The following is a 16,883-nucleotide window of genomic DNA, read 5'->3' as shown; positions in this document are numbered from 1 at the left end:
GACACTAGCTCCAGCCCATCAGCGGGCAGATCAGGCGCAGGAGCACGAGCACCAGCACCAGGCACGCGACGTCGAGCACGAGCCCGGCGCGCATCATCGAGGTCTGGGGCACGCGCCCCGTCGCGTAGACCAGCGCATTCGGCGCGGTCGCGATCGGCAGCATGAACCCGACACTCGCGCCGACGCCCACCGCGAGCGCGGGCGGGATCGGCGAGACACCGAGCTGCTGCGCGATCGCGATCACCAGCGGCACGAGGATGTTCGCGGCCGCGGTGTTCGACGCGACCTCGCTGAGCACCACGGTCGCGAAGCACGCGACCGCGCAGAGCGTCCACACGTCGGTCGCGCCCGTCGTCTCGACGACCCATCGCCCGATCGACGCGGCGAGCCCGGTGCGCTCGAGCTGCGTGCCCAGCGAGATGCCGCCGCCGAAGAGCAGGATCACGCCCCAGTCGATGCGCACCGCGGCGCTCCAGGGGAGCACCGGCGGGACCTCGCCTTCTTCGTTCTTGCGCGCGGGATCGGGCACCAGGAAGAGCGGCAAGCACGCGAGCACCGCGACCGCGCCGGGGTGCATCGCATCGTTCATCGCATCGGCGAACGACGCGCCCGCGACCTCGAAGAACGCGGGCGCGGTCCATCCGATCACGGCGAGCCCGAACGCGAGCGCGGTGACCTTCTCGCCGCGCGTCCACGCGCTCGTGGTCGATGGTGCCGAGACCCGCTCGCTCGGCGCGTCGCCGCGACGCAGCGTGATCGCGGCCGCGACGATCGAGAGCACGATCGCCGCGGGCACCCCGAGCGCCATCCACTCGAGGAAGCCGATGCGCACGCCGGCGTCCTCGAGGAAGCGCGTGGTGATCAGGTTCGGTGGTGTGCCGATCAGCGTGCCGAGCCCCGCGGTCGAGCACACGTAGGCGAGCGCGAGCAGCGGCCCGGTCGCGGGATCCTTCTCGTGGCGGCTCTCCGGTCGCTCGAGGCCGGGCAGGCCGAGCAGGATCGGCAGCATCATCGCGCAGGTCGCGGTGTTGCTGATCCACATCGAGACCAGCGTGGCTGCGACGATGATCGCGACGCGCGTGCGGAACGCCGATCCCCGCACGAAGGGCAGCGCGACCACCGCGCTCGCGAAGCGGCGATCGAGCCCGTGTCGCTGCATCGCCTCGGCGAGCATGAACCCGCCGACGAAGAGGAAGAGCAATGGATCGGCGTAGTAGCGGAACGCGGTCGCGGCGTCGGTGATGCCGAGCGCGACGAGCGCCGGGCCGATCATCAGCGCGGTCACCGCGACCGCGACGACCTCGGTGACCCACGCGATCAGCACCGCCGCGAAGAGCGCGACGAGCCGATGCGCAGCGGGCTCGAGCGGGAGCGGCGCGAGCCAGAGCGCGACGAACGCGAGCGGCGCGAGGATCGCCCCCGCGATCACACGCGCCCTGCCCTTCGTGTCGCCCCCGCCCACGATGACGCTGTGTCGCCCGAGGGCGCGACGGCGTCAACAGACACATCACGCGCCGGTGCCGGGGCTCCTTCGCGCGCGCCCGGGCTCGCCGCTCTCGCTCGACGTCTCGCGCGAGAGCTGCGCCTCGACGTTGCGTCCCCAGCACCACGTCTCACCGTCGAAGGTGCGCGCGCACGCGTGATCACGACCGCTCGCGATCCCGAACGCCGCGGGCAGGCCCTCGACCGGCTGCGGCGTGCCCTGCGCGACCGGAGCCGCACCCCAGCACCACACCTGATCGTCCGCGAGCACCGCGCAGGTGTGCGCGCGTCCCGCGTCGATCGCGATCGCCGCGAAGGGCAGCGCGACGGTCTCGCCCGCCTGGCCCGCGTCGTTCGTGCCCCAGCACGTCACGACACCGTCGGTCACGATCGCGCACGCGTGCGATCCGCCGACCGCGATCGCCTCGGCGCCCTCGATGCCCGGCACCTCGAGCGGCGTGGTGCGGCACGTCGTCGCGGCGCCCTCGATCGTGCAGCTGTTCGTGCCCTCGGGTGCCTCTCCGAGCAGCTCGGCGCGTCCCCAGCACGACACGCGTCCATCGGCGCGCAGCGCGCACGTCGCGTGATCGCCCGCGTCGAGATCGACGACGTCCTCGAGGCCGGCGACGACCACCGGGGTCGCGCTGCACGGCACGCCCGCTTCGCACGCGGCGTGCTCCGTCGCATCGCCGAGCTGCCCGGCCTCGTCGCTGCCCCAGCACTCGATCGCGCCCGACGCGCGGTGCACGCACGCGTGGTGCGCGCCGATCGCGAGATCGTCGATCTCCGTGCCCTCCTCGGCGGGCGCGTCGATCGCGAGCATCGGCGCATCGACGCTCCCCGCCGTCGCCGTCTGCCCGCGATCTCCGCGGCCCCAGCAGCGCACCTCGCTCGTGTCCATCACGACGCACGCGTGCTGCGCGCCGACGCCGACCATCATCGCCGGCTCGTCGAGCACGATCGGCAACAAGAGCCCGCGGACGCCGCCCTCTTCGGGCCCGGTCGGTCCGTCGCCGAGCATCCCGTCGGCATCGCTGCCCGCACAGTCGACGTCACCCGACACGCGCAGCGCGCAGGTCGTGATCGCACCGGGCGCGATCGCGAGATCGTCGTCGCACACGCCGAAGTCGCAGATCCCCGAGCCGCAGTACGCGAGGTCCTCGCAGTAGATGCGCGTGACCGCGGGGTCCTCGCACGCGCCCGCGACGCACTCGGTCCCGCCGCAGCTCGCCGAGCTCGTGCACGACGCGATGCACGCGCCGTTCGTGCACGTCGTGCCCGCCGGGCACGCGCCCTCGGTGCACTCGTTCTCCTCGGGGAGCCGGCATCCGCGCACGCCCTCGCCGTCCTCGAGGCACGCGGCGCCGATCGGACAGTCGCGGTAGCCGGTGCACTCCTCGCGACACGCACCGAGCACGCAGAGCAGCCCGTCCGCGCACTGCTCCGACGTCTCGCAGCCTCCGCCCTCGCCCGGCGCGTCGTCGTCTCCGCCGCACGCCACCAGGACCAGCACGAGCACACAGAAGATCGAAGTCCTCATCGTTCCACCACGAGCGCGCGCAGCGCCATCCACGGCAGCGTGCTCTGCCATGAATGGCGCGCGCGAGGGGTTCCCTTCGCGATCGCGATCAACGAAGCGTGAAGGTGCGACGCTCGGTGCGGACCACACGACCACCGGCGTCCAGCATGCGGATCTCGAAGGGCCGCGTGCGGAGGCCGAGGAACTGGTAGCGCACCGCGAGGCGCGTGCTGCGCGTGTTGCCGCTCACGCTGTCGCGCAGGAGGAAGCCGTCGTCGACGCGCACCTCGATGCTGCGCACGCCGCTCGGCGCACGCTCGACGCCGAACTCGTAGGTCGCGTGACCGGTCTGTCGGATCGAGACCGCGGTCGCCGGCACCGGCTCGATGAGGCCGTACGCGCGCGCGACGATCGCACCGCTCGAGTTGTAGCCGCGCGCCTCGAAGCGACGGTTGCGGGTCTCGCTGCTGAAGCGATAGCGGATGCGCAGATCACTGCTCGCGCTGCGGCGCACGGTGCCGATGCGCCAGCCGTCGACGTAGTAGTCGACGCGCACCACCGCCGCGGGCGCGGTCGAGGTGAACGTGTACGTGCGATCCGAGCCGCGCGACCAGCGCACCGCGACCGTCGACGGCGTGGTGAGCGGAGGCGGGCGCGTGTCGCCGCCCGACGAGCCACCACCACCGGAGCGCGCGAGCGAGCGGATCGTGTCGAGACGCGCGAGGAGCTGCGAGCCCGGGCACGACGTGGTCTGTCCGCTGTGCTGGCGATGACCGAGCACGTTCCGCGAGGTGACCGAGATGCCGTAGATGCGCGAGAGCTTGTGGATCAGGCGGCCCGCCGCGCGCACCGCAGCGTCGCTCGGCGTGCGCGAGCCGTAGCTGCGCGGGCACACGCCATCGAAGCAGCCGACGAACGCGATGCCGATGTTGCCGCTGTTGTTGCCGCCGACGTGGGCGCCGAGCTGCTCGAGCGGACGACCCTCGTAGATCGTGCCGTCGCGACCGATCAGGAAGTGGTACCCGATGTCGCACCAGCCGTTGCTGTCCATGTGGTAGCGCTGGAAGCCGCGCACCATCGCCGCGACGTTGCCGGTCTGCGGCGAGACGGTGTGGTGGATCGCGAAGCGATAACGACGGCCGTCGCGACCGCTGCAGCGACCACGGCGTGCGCCCCACTGCGCGCGCGAGCGGACGCCGATGCCGGCGAGGTCGCTGCGCAGATCCTCGGTCGCGAGACCGACCGCGGGCTCGTCGCCGACGAGCGGGAGCGCCTCGTCCTCGGGGCCGAGCTCGTCGTCGGGCGTGACGTTCGGATCCGCGGGCACGACCGCGTTGAACGCGATGCTCGCGATCGCGTCGACGAGCGAGGCCTCGATGCGCACCTGCACCGCGGTGCCGCCGCCCGGGAGATCGGCGGTGCCGACGTGGACGCCCTCTTCGCTCCACGTGTTCTGGATCGCGACCCACTCGCCCTCGCCGGCGACGCGCGCCTCGAGCTCGGGCATCTCGGAGGCGGCGTCGATCGTCGAGAGCATCACGCCGACGCGCGTCGCGCCGAGCGGCGCATCGAGCTGCGGCGAGACGTAGTGATCGCCCTCGAGCGACCACGTCTCCATGATCTCGTCGTGCCCGAACGCGAGCTCGGGGTAGTCGTCGGCGGACTCCTCGTCGTGCGCGGCTGGCTGCTCGCACGCGGTGGTGGCGAAGAGCAGAGAGCAGACGAGGGCGAGCCCGCGCAGCGCGCGGGAGAACGAACGGTCCATGACGCCTCCTGGCGAGCGGGTCGCGCGTCCCGAGCGAGCCGCTTTCCGGCGTGTGCTTTTGCACCCGTCGTGCCGCGCCGAACGAGGTGTAGGTGCGCGTCGCTGCTCGCTTTTCGGGCAGCAGGAGCGCGACCGTCCGGCACGATCTCGGCTATCCGGAGCGGCCACGTCGTCCGCGTTCTGGACAGTGCTCACTCGAGGCAGCAGTCGCGCCGAGGCCTCGCGTTCCGGGCTGCGGGGACGCCGGTCCCCACCGCGACGAGCGTTGCGTTCGCGGCGTCGCTTTGAGACGTTGCGGTCTCATGTCCGCTCCCGTCTCGATCTCCGGCACGCTCGACGACCAGGCGATGTCGCGCAGCGCGAAGCTCGCGGTGGTCGTCGCCGCGCTCGGTTATCTGGTCGACATCTACGACCTGATCCTCTTCGGCGTGGTGCGGAGGCCGAGCCTCCAGGCGATCGGCGTGCCCGAGGCCGAGCTCGCGAACGTCGGTCACCTGCTGCTCGACGTGCAGATGGCGGGGATGCTGATCGGCGGCGTCGTGTGGGGCGTGATCGGCGACAAGCGCGGTCGTCTGTCGGTGCTCTTCGGATCGATCCTCATGTACTCGGTCGCCAACATCGCGAACGGGTTCGTGACCGACGTGACGACCTACGCGATCCTGCGCTTCGTCGCGGGCATCGGGCTCGCGGGCGAGCTCGGCGCCGGCGTGACGCTGGTGACCGAGCTCTTGCCCGCGAAGACGCGCGGCTGGGCGACGACGATCATCGCGGGCGTGGGCATCTGCGGCGCGCTGCTCGCGGTCGGCGTGTCGAAGATCGCGACCTGGTACGTCGCGTACTGGATCGGCGGTGTGCTGGGGCTCGCGCTGCTCGCGCTGCGCGTCGGCGTGTTCGAGTCGGGGATGTTCGCGCGCATCAAGGCGAAGAGCGACGTGTCGCGCGGGAACTTCCTCGCGCTCTTCACGAGCCGTGATCGCGCGCGGCGCTACGTCGGCATCGTGCTCGTCGGCGTGCCGATCTGGTACGCGATCGCGATCCTCGTGATGTTCGGCGACTCGATCGGGCGCGCGATGGGGATGGAGCGGGTGCCCGATCCCGCGTGGGGCCTCTTCTGGTGTTACCTCGGGCTCGCGCTCGGCGACTTCGCGAGCGGCTTCGCGAGCCAGCTGATGCGGAGCCGCAAGCGCGCGCTCTTCGTGTTCTGCGGGCTGAACGTGGTCGCGCTCGCGTACTACTTCACGTTGGGATCGCGGTCGACGGACCTGTTCTATCTCGGGTGCTTCATCGTCGGGATCGCGAACGGGTACTGGGCGGTGTTCGTGACGGTCGCGGCGGAGCAGTTCGGGACGAACCTGCGCGCGACCGCGGCGACGACGGCGCCGAACTTCGTGCGCGGCTCGGTGGTGCCGGTGTCGCTGGTGTACCTGGCGCTGCGCGACGTGTTCGGAGGCGCGGGCGTGGGGGAGCCGACGGCGGCGCTGATCGTGGGTGTGGTGGTGATCGCAGTCTCGATGATCTCGCTGCTGGCGATCGAAGAGACGTACGGGAAAGAGCTGGATTTCGTGGAGCGGTGAACGGGTCGGCGAGAGGCGCGGGGTGGTGGGTCCGCCGCCCTGTGTGCTCCCGGGCTGCTGTACGAGAGGCAGTGAGAGTTGGGAAGCGGTGGTCGCATCGCGGCGCGCGCTTCGCGCTCTGCCGCGATGCTCCGAACATCCTGTGGTCGGCCTCTGCGAGCCCCCGTCGCACGACGGCGGCGGAGTGCCGACCGCACTCGCCCTCGCCCTCGCACCCGCCCTCGCCCTCGCACCCGCCCTCGCCCTCGCACCCGCCCTCGCCCCCGCCCTCGCCCTCGCCCCCGCCCGCGTCAGCCGGTGCCGGCTTGGTCGTCGGCGGCGTCGATCTCGGTCTTCGTCACCTCGTGCTCGCTGTGGACCTGCAGGCGCTCGCCGCGCCTGCGGCCGTCGAGCACTTCGCGCACGACGCGCGCCGTCTCCTCCGGATCGAACGGCTTGCGCAGCACTGCCGCGAAGCCTTCGGTCCCTCGGTGGGCCTCGGCGTCGTGGCCGGTCGCGAGGATCACTTCGATATCGATGCCGCGGCGCCGCATCGCGGTGAGGAGATCGCGGCCGCCCATGCGGCGCATCATCGCGTCGGTGATCACGAGATCGATCAGGCCGCGTCGTCGCTCGATCTCCGCCAGCGCCTCGACGCCGTTCGCCGCGGTCGCGACGGTGTAGCCGAGCTCGGCGAGGATCGTGTCGAGCGCGAAGAGCGCGGCCTCGCGATCGTCGACCGCGAGGATCGTCTCGCGGCCACGCGGGAGCTCGCGCGGACGCTCGACCTCGGTCGCGATCACGCCGCCTTCGGTGGCGGGCAGGCGCAGCGTGAACGTCGTGCCGCGGCCCACCTCGGAGTCGAGCTCCACGCTGCCCGCGTGGTCCTGCACGAACGCGTACACCATCGCGAGCCCGAGCCCCGTGCCCTCGCCGGGCTCCTTCGTCGTGAAGAACGGCTCGAAGATGCGCTCCCGCAGCTCGACCGGGATGCCCGCGCCGCTGTCGGTCACGCGGATCACCGCGACGCGGCTCTCGCCGCTCTGCTCGATGGCGAGCGCGTACACGAGGTCGCCGCCGCGCGGGCGCATCGCGTCGCGCGCGTTGATGCCGAGGTTCAGCAGCGCCTGCTCGAGCTGTCCGCCGTCGCCGTGGAACGTCACGCGCGTCGAGGGCAGCTGCACGCGCACCGCGATGGTCTCGTCGACGCTGCGCGAGAGCAGCGCGACCACGCGCTCGATCACCGCGCCCACGTCGACCAGCGTGCGCACCGGATCGCGACGGCGCGAGAGCGCGAGCAGGCGCTGCGTGAGCTCGGCCGCGCGCCACATCGACTGCTCCATGTGATCGAGCAGCGACGCGTCGTTGCCGGTCGCGCGGCGCTTGAGCAGCGTGACGCTCGCGATCATCCCCGAGAGCAGGTTGTTGAAGTCGTGCGCGATGCCGCCCGCGAGCGTGCCGACCGCCTGCATCTTCTGCGACTGCAGGAGCTCGCTCTGCAGGCGCTGGGACTCGGTCATGTCCTCGATGAGCACGAGCGCGCCGCGCTCTCCGTCGTCGTCGGGCGACACCGAGACCCGCAGCGATGCGCCGCCGAGCAAGAGCGGCGTGTCGGTCACCACGCGCGATCGCGTCTCGAGCGCGCGCCGCACCAGCGGCGCGATCCCGATGCCCTCCCAGTCGCTGCTGCCGAGCAAGCGGCTGCGCTCGCCGAGCAGCGCGTCGAAGCGCGCGTTCGACTCCACCACGCGCCCCGCCGCATCGACACGACCGATCCCGAGCGGCGCGCTGTCGACCAGGCGGCGGTGACGCTCCCCTTCACCGCGCGCGTCGTCGCGCAGCGCACGCTCGATGCGGTGCGCGCCCCACTCGCGCATCGCGATCGCGATCGCGAAGCACACGCCGCCGATCATGTAGACCGGCGCGAGCTCCGGCCTCCACCGATCGCGGAAGAGCCCGATCGAGAGCGCGATCGCGAGCACCGCGAAGGGCACCACCGCGAGATCACCGGGGCGCACCCGCTCGTCGACGCGCTCCTCGCCGAGCGTGCGCCACTCGTCCTCCGACGCGGCCCACACCACGCACGCGAACGCGCCGAGCCAGAACACGTCGAGCGCGTCGCCCGCCTCGTAGCTGCGCGTCAGCAGCGAGACCGAGTAGAACGTGGTGACGCCGCAGAGCATCGCGACCGCCGCGAGCAGCAGCGCGTAGATGCGCCGGCGCACGCCGCTCGGCTGGCGCGAGAGCCCGATCAGACCGAACACGAACGCGCCGAGGTGCAGCACCGGATAGGCGAGCGCGGTCGCGAGGAAGAGCGGCGGCGCATCGTGATCTGCGGCGGGCGCGTAGAGCACGAGCACGCTCGTGATCGTGAGCGTCGCGAGCACCACGCCGAGCTCGCCGACCTGCTTCCACGTGAAGTGCTCGCTGGGCGCGGCGCCGCGCATCGAGAAGAGCCCCGCGGCCCAGCAGATCGGGGTCGCGAGGAAGCCGATCTCGGCGAGCGTGGGGAACGGCGTGACGACGCGCTGGACGAGCTCGTACCAGTCCCACACCAGCATGCCGGCGAACCACGCGCCGGTGCCCGCGGCGAACCACCACCACGGTCGTGCCTCGTGCGAGCGCCGCTTGCTGCGGGCGGTGCGCACCGCGCGGTGCGTCGTGTAGAGCGCCGCGAGCGTCCACGCGACGTCGACGAACGCGTGCAGCGGGAACGTGTAGGGCAGGAGCGCGACCTCGCCCGCGATGAACACCGCGAGCGCCGCGCCGGTGATCACGAGCAGGCGTGCGCGACGCGCGCTGCGCTCCTCGCGAGAGGGATCACCTCGCGCATCGGCATCGTTCGCGTCGTGAGCCCCTGTACCCACAGTCGAGATCCAGTGTCGCGCATGGGGGTCGTCGGTGTCGATAGACCCCCCGGCGCGACCGATCTCGATCAGCGCGGGAGATCGAGCGTGGGCTCTGCTCCGAGATCGGTCGGCGCCTGCATCGCTTCGCCCGGGGGCTCGGTGCCGCCACCGCCTGCGCCTGCAGCCGCGCGCTCGGCGCGACGAAGGCGCGCCTCGAGATCTTCGAGCCGTCCTTCGAGCTCGCTCGCGCGCGCCTCGGCCTGCTGCGCGCGCATCTGGGCCTGCGCCGCGAGCGCCTCGGCCTGCTGGGTGCGCTGCTCGAGCGTCCGGCCGCGCACCTCGCTCTCGGTGATCGCGACCAGCGCGCGATCGCGCTGATCGGTGAGCTCGCGGCGCTCTCGCTCGAAGCCCTCGCGCGCCGCACGCAGCGCACGCTCCGACTCCGCGCGCTCGGTCTCGCGCGCGCGTCGCTCCTGCTCGCGCGCCGCCTCCGCCCCGGTGAGCGCGCGCTGCATCTCCTCGATCGCGTCGCCGAGCCGCGCACGATCACCCTGCGCGCGATCGAGCGCGCGCTGCGCGGCGCGCACCCGCGCCATCGCGGCACGCGCCTGGCGCTCGCGATCGTCCGCTTCTTCTTCGCTCGATGCGGCGCGCTCGAGCGCGTCGCGCGCCGCGTCGCGCGCGAGCTCCGCTTCCTCCGACGCACGGTGCGCCCGCAGCTCGGCCTCGCGCTCGTCCTCGGCCGCGCGCGCCGCGGCCTTCTCGTGCGCGAGCAGCTCGCCGTGGCCCCACCACGCGAACCATCCGATCGTCAGCACGAGGCCCACGGCCCACGGCGCGATCCGGCGGATCGTGCGCGCGCGCTCCGCGGCGCGATCCTCGGGCGCGGTGAGCACCGCGAGCTCGCGCATCAGCGTGGCCGCGGTGGGTCGACGCTCGGGCTCGATCGCGAGCCAGCGCTCGAAGCTCGGCTCGAGGTACGCGAGCTCGCGCGTCGAGGGAGGCGCCACCGGCTCCTTCGCGCGCTGATCGAGCGACTCGCGCGAGAACGCATCGAGCGTCGGCGCGGTGTCGGGGTCGAGCGAGTTCCGCAGCGCGAGCGCGATCGCGTACACGTCCGCCTCGGGGCCGATCACCGCGTCGCCGCCGGTCGGCCACATCGCCGCGACCTCGGGCGCGAAGTAGTCGGGCGAGCCCGCGATCGGCGCGTCGTCACCGCGCGCCGCGACGCCGAGATCGAGCAGCACCGGCATCGCGTCGTCGAACCCGTCGATGCGCGCGAGGAAGATGTTGCTCGGCTTGATGTCCTGGTGGCGCATCCCCTTCGCGTGCAGCGCCGCGACACCCGCCGCGACGCTCTCGAACACGCGGCGCGCCTCGGCGCGCGAGATGCGACCCGCCTGCTCGAGCGTGCGCCCCTCGAGCCACGGCATCACGAACCACAGCCGCGCGCCGTACCAGCCCGAGTCCTTGAACTGCACGATCGTCGGGTGGCTCACCGCCGCGAGCATGCGCAGCTCGCGCATCGCGCTCGCCTTCTCCTCGTCGCTGCGCGCCGCGTGGTGCATCAGCTTGAGCGCGACGACGTGTCCCTCGACCTCGAGATCGTCCGCGCGATAGACGTCGCCCTGCCCGCCGCGCCCGACGAGCTCGACGATGCGATACCGCGCGCCGAGGATCTCCCCCGGCGGGAGCGTGTCGTCGGGCGCGGTGCTCGGACGCGAGACCGAGGCCGGCGTCGGCGTGGGCGCGGCGAGCGTCGGCGCGAGCGCTTCGCGCGATCGCGCGCCGTCTGCGTCCTGCGCGTCGGCAGGAGTCACACGTTCCTCATCGGAACGAGGCTCTTCGGTCCGCTGCATACGCGAGAGTCCCCGGCCGTGTTGTAGCAGCGTGTCGATGCGAATGGAGACGGTGCATCACGGCCGCGCATTTCTTCGATCGCGAGATCGTGGCGAGATGCGACGGCCGCGAGGCCGATCGTGACCTTTCGCGACGCACCGGCGAGCGCGATGCCGCGCCGCGGCGTGAGCGGAACGCCGCGTGCTCTCCATCGGCGCAGGAGGAGACTTCGCGGCGATCAGTCCGCGAGGCAGAAAACCAGTATGGCGATCACGCATACCGACGCGCGAGGGGCCGTCGCGCGCCGCGGCTGGGTCGAGCCGATGGCGCGTACGGGCTACCTGACCAAAGGCGTCGTCTACGTGCTGATCGGGGTCCTCGCGATCCTGGCGGTGACGGGCGCCGGCAGCGGCGCCGGAGAGATCGGCGGTCCGGAGACCGCGGTGCGCACGATCGGCGAGCAGCCGTTTGGTCAAGTGCTCTTGACCATCGTCGGCATCGGCCTCTTCGCGTACGCGGCCTGGCGTCTCGTGCAGGCGATCCTCGACCCCGAGCGCGCTGCGCTCGAGGGAGGAAAGGGCGTCGCGAAGCGCATCGGCTGGGGCGTCAGCGGTGTCCTGCACGCAGCGCTCGGTGTGGCGGCGTTGCAGATGGCGTTCGCGGGACGGGCTCCGCGCGAGGGTGGCTCCGAGTCGTGGGTCGGCGAGGTGCTCTCGTGGGACGCGGGCCCGGTGCTGGTCGTGGCCGCGGGTGCGGCGGTGATCTTGTTCGCGCTCTACGAGATCTACCGGGCGTGGACGATCGACTTCACGCGTCATCTCAAGATCACGCAGATGACGCCGACCGAGCGGCGCTGGTCGATCCGCGCCGGTCGCATCGGGCTCTTCGCGCGCGGCGTGGTGCTCGTGATCGTCGGCGCGGGGATCGTCGAGGCCGGGCTCAATGCACGGCCCGGCGAGGCGGAGGGCCTGGGCGGCGCGCTGCGCGACATCGCGCAGCAGCCGTACGGCGCGATCCTGCTGATCGTCGTCGCGGTGGGGCTCGTCGCGTACGGCGTGTTCCAGATGGTCGAGGCGCGCTACCGGCGAATCCCGACGCGCGCGTGAGCGCTCACGGGCACTGCGCGGTGTCGGTGACGTCGTTCGCTGCGGCGTCACCGCAGCGCAGGCTGCAGTGCGTCGCGCCGCGACAGTCGACGTTGCACGTGTCGCGGCAGGTGATGGTGCAGGTGGAGCGATCGGCGCAGGTCACGTTCGAGCTCGAGCCCACCTCGATCACGCAGGTGGCGCGATCGCAGTGCGTGTTGCTGCTCTGGCCGAGCGTGATCGTGCAGAGCGTCGAGCGATTGCAGCGCACCGCGGTCGAGTCGCCGGCGTCCGCGGTGCAGCGCGACTCCTGACCGCACTCGAGCGTGCCGGTGTCGCCGGTCCAGGTGCAGGTCCCGCGATCCTCGCACTGACAGGTGCTCGCGCAGGTGCACGTCTCGCCCGGGCAGGTCGGGGTGGGACGCGCATCGATCGGCGTCGTCGCGTCCATCGGGGTGCCGCCGTCGGAGCCCCCGTCGCTCTGCTCGCACGTGGGGAACGACGCGTCGAACGCGAGCTCGGCGCCCCGCGCGTCGTCGGTGAGCGGCAGCGCCTCGACGTCCTCCGGCACGCAGTCCCCGCCGACGCACGTGAGACCGCCGTCGCAGCCCCGAGCGCTGCAGCAGCCCTCGAGCAGCACGTGCACCACGCGGGTGGTCCCGCGCGGCACGGTCGCGCGCACGCGGCGCAGCACGAGGCTCGCGCCGTCCGCATCGGTCGCCTCGACCTCGATGCGCACCGGCACGTCGGGGTCGCGCGGCACGACGACGAACGAGAGCGGCAACGCATGCCCGCCTGCGTCCGCGCCGACCGCGATCACCGCTCGATCGATCGGCTCGTCCTCGGCGTCGAGGGTGCGCGCGATCAACCGTGTGATCGGAGGCGCCCCGAGGTCGCTCGCGACGACCACGAGCAGGCGGGTGTCCGCCTCGCTCGGGCCACAGCCCAGCGCCAGCACGACGCACGCCGACCACAGCGATGCACGCACGCGAGGTCGAGCATATCGCGACGACGTGCCCGCTCGCGCCTCCCGGGCGGGGGAGGCATTGCCGGCGCGCGCCGATCGACGAGACGGACCAGCGGGTGTGGGACGTGCTGCACGAGCACGCGGGCGGACGCACCACGATGCGCGTCGGCAGCCATCACGAGCTGCGCCTCGATCCCACGTGGGTCGCGGAACGGGCGCGCGCCCACGGCCTCGGGGTGGACGAGCTCGCGCCCCACCGCGGCATGACGGTGCAGCGACTGCGGAAGGCGTGATCACCCGCCGACGCGCACCGCGATCACCTCGAGCTCCTCGCTCTTCCCGGCGCGCTCGAGCTCGATCACGTCGCCCGCCTTCGCGCGCAGCAGACGCCGCCCGATCGGCGACTCCGCGGTGATGCGCCCCGCGGCGGGATCGACCTCGTCCGGCCCCACCAGCACGTAGGTGCGACGCGCGCCGCGCTCGTCGCGCACGTCGATCGCGCACCCGAACCCCGCGCCGCCGTCGAGCAGCGCGGCGGGCACCACGTCGACGCTCGCGAGGATGCGATCGAGCAGCAGCGCGCGCGTCTTCGTCGCCTCGTCCCCGGGCGTCAGCGCAGCGCGCTCCTCGAGCAGCCGGCGATGGCCGTCGGGCGTGATCGGCAGCGGCGTCGCGGGGCGCGGCGGGAGCACGGGCCCGGTGTCGACCGCGGTGTCCTCGGGCAGGAAGGCCTTCGACATCGTTCGATCATGAGGCCGCGCCCCCGCGATCACACCTCGGCCGCGATCTCCACGAGCCACTTGCGCGCGCTCTCGGCCGTCAGCTTGAACGTCGGGGCCACGCGCTTCTTCGACAGGACCTCGTCCGCGTCGCCGAACACCGTCAGGAACGCGTGGGGATCGTCCTCGTCGGGCACGATGTCGAGGTCGACCCGCCTCATCTCGCCGTCGGGCCCCGCCGCGCGCACGCTGCGGTGCAGGAGCGCGCGGCGCTGCTGCTCGTGGCGCATCAGCACCTCGCTCGCCGTCTTCACCAGCGTCGCGAACGCGTTCGCGTCGAGCGGCTTCGGGTTCTTCTTGTCGCGGCCCATCGTCCACGGCCCGACGAGCGCGGGCTCGCTCTGACCGTCGCAGGTCATCGCGACGGCCCAGCCGTCGTCGTCCTCGTTCTTGATCACCTTCGCCGTCCAGCCGTCGCCCTTCCACAACGTCGGCGTGCGCTCGTCTTCCATTCGTCCTCCGAGGCGCGCCCCGTCGGCGCGCCCGTCCATCGACTGACGCTGGTTCTAGCCTCGCTTCGGCTCGACGGGCACCCATCCGTGCGCCGCCCACTCGCGCACCAGCGTTTCTTCTTCGGGCGTCGACGCGCGACCGAGGATCGGATTGCGGTGCGGGAAGCGCCCGAAGCGCCGGATCACCTCGAAGTACTTCGCGCCCTGCCCCGCGTGCGCCGCCTGCATCTCGCGCTGATCGCTCGGGCACTCGGCGTCGAGCACCCGGAGGATCTCCACGAGCCGCTCGTGCAGCGCGAGGTCCTCCGAGTGCATCAGCGGCATCGAGAGGAACACGCGCTCGATCCACGCGAGCTCGCGATCGATCCCTCGCTCGAACGCGTCGAGCGCGAGCTCCTGCGCCTTGCGATCCCCCGCGTACATGCGCGCGTCACCGCGGTGCACGTTGCGCGCGAGCTGATCGAGCAGGACCACCAGCGCGAGCCGCTCGTGTGGCGAGCGCGCCCACGCGTCGAGCTCCCCGCGGATCGCCGACTCGACCAGCGCCCCGAAGCGGGCCTGCACCTCGCGATCGAATTCCGGTCCGGCGTCGAACCACCGGCGCTCCTGCTCCGGCGCGAACCAGAAGTCGAGGACCTCTCGCGCACGCTCATCCATGCGAGCGAGTCTTGCCGACGCCGCGCGCTCGCGCCCGCCCTCGATCGACGGCCCACGGCGCGTCGGCGAACGCGCGCGCCAGGTGCTCGACCAGCGCTCGGGTGCGCGCCGGGAGCTGCCGTCCCGCGGTGATCGCGAACACGCCGATCTCGGCACGACGACGTCCCTCGAGCACGAGCTCGAGACGACCCTCCGCGACGTCGCGCGCGACCATGAACGACGGCAGCACCGCGAGCCCGAGCCCGGCGATCGCGGCCTCGCGCAGCACGCTGCCCGAGGTCGTCGTGAGGTTGCCGCGCACCGGGATCGTCAGCGCGCTGCCGTCGTCGCCGCGGAAGCGCCACTCGCCGCGCTGCGACACCAGCGCGTAGTGCAGGCAGTTGTGGTGCACGAGATCGGCGGGCGACTCGGGGGTGCCGACGCGCGCGAGGTACGCGGGCGAGCCGCACACCACGAGCCGATCCGACGCGAGGCGGCGCGCGACGAGCCCGCTCGGCTCGAGGCGTCCGATCCGCACCACCACGTCGAAGCCGCCCTCGACCACGTCGACGAAGCGATCGTCCGCGCTCAGCTCGATCTCGAGCTCGGGATGCCTCGCGAGGAAGTCCGAGAGCACGCCCGCGAGGTGCATCTGCGCGAACGCGATCGGCGCGCTCACCCGCAGCGTGCCTCGTAGGTCCGCGCTCGCCGCGGCGACCGATGCCTCGGCCGCGTCGGCGGACTCGAGCACGCGCGCGCAGTGCTCGTAGAAGCGCACGCCCTCGTCGGTGAGCGCGAGCTTGCGCGTGGAGCGCCGCAGGAGCTGCACCCCGAGCCGCCGCTCGAGCTCCGAGATGCGCGCGCTGACCGCGGACTTCGCGATGCCCGACTGCTCCGCGGCCGCGGTGAACGAGCGGAGCTGCACCACCCGCGCGAAGAGCGCGAGCGAGGACAGACGATCGAGATCGAACGACACGCGGCCTCCTCGATTGTTCTCCTGGGGAGAACACTGAATGCGCCGCGCTCGGTCTAACCCGAGGTCGTCGCGAGGGCCATGACTCGGTGCGTACCGAGGAGGTCACGATGGAACGACTGCTCCGCACCGACACCAACGACACGATCCTGTTCGCGCAGCGCGTGCTGCTCGGCGCGGTGATGATCCCGCACGGCGCCCAGAAGCTGCTCGGATGGTTCGGGGGCCACGGCGTCTCCGCGACGATGGCGCACCTGACCGACATGGGGATCCCGGCGCCGATCGCGCTGCTGGTGATCCTGATCGAGTCGTTCGGCGCGCTCTTCCTGGTGCTCGGGCTGCTCAGCCGCGCGAGCGCGCTCGGCATCGCGGTCGTGATGATCGGCGCGGCGCTCACCGCGCACCTCTCGCACGGCTTCTTCATGAACTGGTTCGGCAGCCAGGGCGGCGAGGGCTTCGAGTACCACCTGCTCGCGCTCGGCCTCGCGCTGCCGATCGTGATCGCGGGCGGCGGGCGCCACGCGCTCGACACCTGGCTGCTGCGCCGCCTCGCGACGCGCACCGAGCGCGACGCGCTCGCCACGACCTGATCGTTCACCCCAGGAGAACAGATGAACCCCATCGATCGCCAGGAGCTCACCACCCTGATCGCGCGCGGGACGCCCGTCGTCCTGCTCGAGGCGCTGCCCGAGCGTTCCTTCACCGCGGGCCATCTGCCCGGCGCGCGGCACTTCCCTCACGATCGCGCGGTCGAGCTCGCCGCGAGCGTGGTCCCCGAGCGCGAGGTGACGATCGTCGTCTACTGCGCGAGCGAGACCTGCCGCAATTCGCACGTCGCAGCGGCCGCGCTGGCGCAGCTGGGCTACCCGGACGTGCGCGTCTACGCGGGCGGCAAGAAGGACTGGGAAGAGGCCGGGCTCGTGCTCGAGCGCTGAGCGTCACTCCGCGCCGTCGAACTACGCGCCGGGCGCCCTCGACGAACGA

The 16,883-nt window shown here is 72.4% G+C and carries 15 protein-coding genes; 5 read left to right on the top strand and 10 right to left on the bottom strand.

Going from position 1 to position 16,883, the window contains the following annotated elements; translation table 11 throughout:
* Positions 1–4: 4 nt before the first annotated feature.
* The 3 genes from I5071_RS41845 to I5071_RS41835 all read right to left on the bottom strand — a co-directional run bounded on the left by I5071_RS41845 (position 5) and on the right by I5071_RS41835 (position 4,766).
* Positions 5–1,462 (bottom strand): SLC13 family permease, encoded by a 1,458-nt coding sequence (locus I5071_RS41845; RefSeq protein WP_236518996.1) that lies wholly within the window; start codon positions 1,460–1,462, stop codon positions 5–7.
* A gap of 45 nt (positions 1,463–1,507) precedes the next feature.
* Positions 1,508–3,022, bottom strand: coding sequence for an RCC1 domain-containing protein (locus I5071_RS41840; RefSeq protein WP_236518995.1), 1,515 nt, complete (start codon positions 3,020–3,022; stop codon positions 1,508–1,510).
* 88 nt (positions 3,023–3,110) lie between these two features.
* Positions 3,111–4,766: a peptidoglycan recognition protein gene (locus I5071_RS41835; RefSeq protein WP_236518994.1), complete on the bottom strand. Its 1,656-nt coding sequence runs from the start codon at positions 4,764–4,766 to the stop codon at positions 3,111–3,113.
* Positions 4,767–5,068: 302 nt separating this feature from the next.
* Here I5071_RS41835 and I5071_RS41830 point away from each other — a divergent pair, with 302 nt between their 5' ends.
* A complete protein-coding gene (locus tag I5071_RS41830; RefSeq protein WP_236518993.1) occupies positions 5,069–6,340 on the top strand; it encodes an MFS transporter in 1,272 nt (423 codons plus the stop codon).
* Between the two features lie 290 nt (positions 6,341–6,630).
* Here the strand turns inward: I5071_RS41830 and I5071_RS41825 are convergent, their stop codons facing one another.
* Both I5071_RS41825 and I5071_RS41820 read right to left on the bottom strand, forming a co-directional pair.
* The gene (locus I5071_RS41825) at positions 6,631–9,186 is read right to left on the bottom strand and encodes a PAS domain-containing sensor histidine kinase (RefSeq protein ID WP_236518992.1); all 2,556 of its coding nucleotides are present in this window, start codon (positions 9,184–9,186) and stop codon (positions 6,631–6,633) included.
* A gap of 68 nt (positions 9,187–9,254) precedes the next feature.
* Positions 9,255–10,988, bottom strand: coding sequence for a serine/threonine-protein kinase (locus tag I5071_RS41820; protein WP_236518991.1), 1,734 nt, complete (start codon positions 10,986–10,988; stop codon positions 9,255–9,257).
* A gap of 159 nt (positions 10,989–11,147) precedes the next feature.
* On the opposite strand from I5071_RS41820, the gene I5071_RS41815 reads away from it, so the two are divergent.
* Positions 11,148–12,113: a DUF1206 domain-containing protein gene (locus I5071_RS41815; protein WP_236518990.1), complete on the top strand. Its 966-nt coding sequence runs from the start codon at positions 11,148–11,150 to the stop codon at positions 12,111–12,113.
* Positions 12,114–12,117: 4 nt separating this feature from the next.
* On the opposite strand, the gene I5071_RS41810 is transcribed toward I5071_RS41815, so the two are convergent.
* Positions 12,118–13,080, bottom strand: a complete 963-nt coding sequence (locus tag I5071_RS41810) for a hypothetical protein (RefSeq protein ID WP_236518989.1) — start codon at positions 13,078–13,080, stop codon at positions 12,118–12,120.
* Between I5071_RS41810 and I5071_RS41805 the strand changes: the two genes are divergently transcribed.
* On the top strand, positions 13,071–13,352 hold the full coding sequence (locus tag I5071_RS41805) for a hypothetical protein (RefSeq protein WP_236518988.1): 282 nt from the start codon (positions 13,071–13,073) through the stop codon (positions 13,350–13,352). The two genes, I5071_RS41810 and I5071_RS41805, sit on opposite strands and share 10 nt — an antisense overlap.
* On the opposite strand, the gene I5071_RS41800 is transcribed toward I5071_RS41805, so the two are convergent.
* Genes I5071_RS41800 through I5071_RS41785 form a run of 4 tightly spaced genes read right to left on the bottom strand, consistent with a single transcriptional unit; the run spans position 13,353 to position 15,902 of the window.
* A complete protein-coding gene (locus I5071_RS41800; RefSeq protein ID WP_236518987.1) occupies positions 13,353–13,799 on the bottom strand; it encodes a GreA/GreB family elongation factor in 447 nt (148 codons plus the stop codon). It abuts the gene before it with no gap.
* A gap of 29 nt (positions 13,800–13,828) precedes the next feature.
* Positions 13,829–14,290, bottom strand: a complete 462-nt coding sequence (locus tag I5071_RS41795) for a hypothetical protein (protein ID WP_236518986.1) — start codon at positions 14,288–14,290, stop codon at positions 13,829–13,831.
* Between the two features lie 54 nt (positions 14,291–14,344).
* Positions 14,345–14,947, bottom strand: a complete 603-nt coding sequence (locus I5071_RS41790) for a DUF924 family protein (protein ID WP_236518985.1) — start codon at positions 14,945–14,947, stop codon at positions 14,345–14,347.
* A complete protein-coding gene (locus tag I5071_RS41785) occupies positions 14,940–15,902 on the bottom strand; it encodes a LysR family transcriptional regulator (protein ID WP_236518984.1) in 963 nt (320 codons plus the stop codon). Before I5071_RS41785 ends, I5071_RS41790 begins: the two co-directional genes overlap by 8 nt.
* Positions 15,903–16,009: 107 nt before the next feature.
* Here I5071_RS41785 and I5071_RS41780 point away from each other — a divergent pair, with 107 nt between their 5' ends.
* Together I5071_RS41780 and I5071_RS41775 are read left to right on the top strand one after the other, a co-directional pair.
* Positions 16,010–16,489 carry a DoxX family protein gene (locus I5071_RS41780; protein WP_236518983.1) on the top strand — a complete coding sequence of 160 codons (480 nt, stop codon included), beginning with the start codon at positions 16,010–16,012 and terminating at the stop codon, positions 16,487–16,489.
* A gap of 21 nt (positions 16,490–16,510) precedes the next feature.
* A complete protein-coding gene (locus I5071_RS41775; protein ID WP_236518982.1) occupies positions 16,511–16,834 on the top strand; it encodes a rhodanese-like domain-containing protein in 324 nt (107 codons plus the stop codon).
* Positions 16,835–16,883 lie beyond the last annotated feature (49 nt).

This window comes from Sandaracinus amylolyticus (assembly GCF_021631985.1).
Classification (GTDB): domain Bacteria; phylum Myxococcota_A; class Polyangia; order Polyangiales; family Sandaracinaceae; genus Sandaracinus; species Sandaracinus amylolyticus_A.
The sequence above is the reverse complement of the archived record's forward strand: the minus strand, read 5'-3'. Positions and strand labels throughout refer to the sequence as shown.

Coding starts and splice junctions, on each gene's coding strand:
- I5071_RS41840 (WP_236518995.1), bottom strand. CDS start 3,022: ATGAGGACTTCGATCTTCTGTGTGCTCGTGCTGGTCCTGGTGGCGTGC.
- I5071_RS41835 (WP_236518994.1), bottom strand. CDS start 4,766: ATGGACCGTTCGTTCTCCCGCGCGCTGCGCGGGCTCGCCCTCGTCTGC.
- I5071_RS41830 (WP_236518993.1), top strand. CDS start 5,069: ATGTCCGCTCCCGTCTCGATCTCCGGCACGCTCGACGACCAGGCGATG.
- I5071_RS41805 (WP_236518988.1), top strand. CDS start 13,071: ATGCACGCACGCGAGGTCGAGCATATCGCGACGACGTGCCCGCTCGCG.
- I5071_RS41800 (WP_236518987.1), bottom strand. CDS start 13,799: ATGTCGAAGGCCTTCCTGCCCGAGGACACCGCGGTCGACACCGGGCCC.
- I5071_RS41795 (WP_236518986.1), bottom strand. CDS start 14,290: ATGGAAGACGAGCGCACGCCGACGTTGTGGAAGGGCGACGGCTGGACG.
- I5071_RS41790 (WP_236518985.1), bottom strand. CDS start 14,947: ATGGATGAGCGTGCGCGAGAGGTCCTCGACTTCTGGTTCGCGCCGGAG.
- I5071_RS41780 (WP_236518983.1), top strand. CDS start 16,010: ATGGAACGACTGCTCCGCACCGACACCAACGACACGATCCTGTTCGCG.
- I5071_RS41775 (WP_236518982.1), top strand. CDS start 16,511: ATGAACCCCATCGATCGCCAGGAGCTCACCACCCTGATCGCGCGCGGG.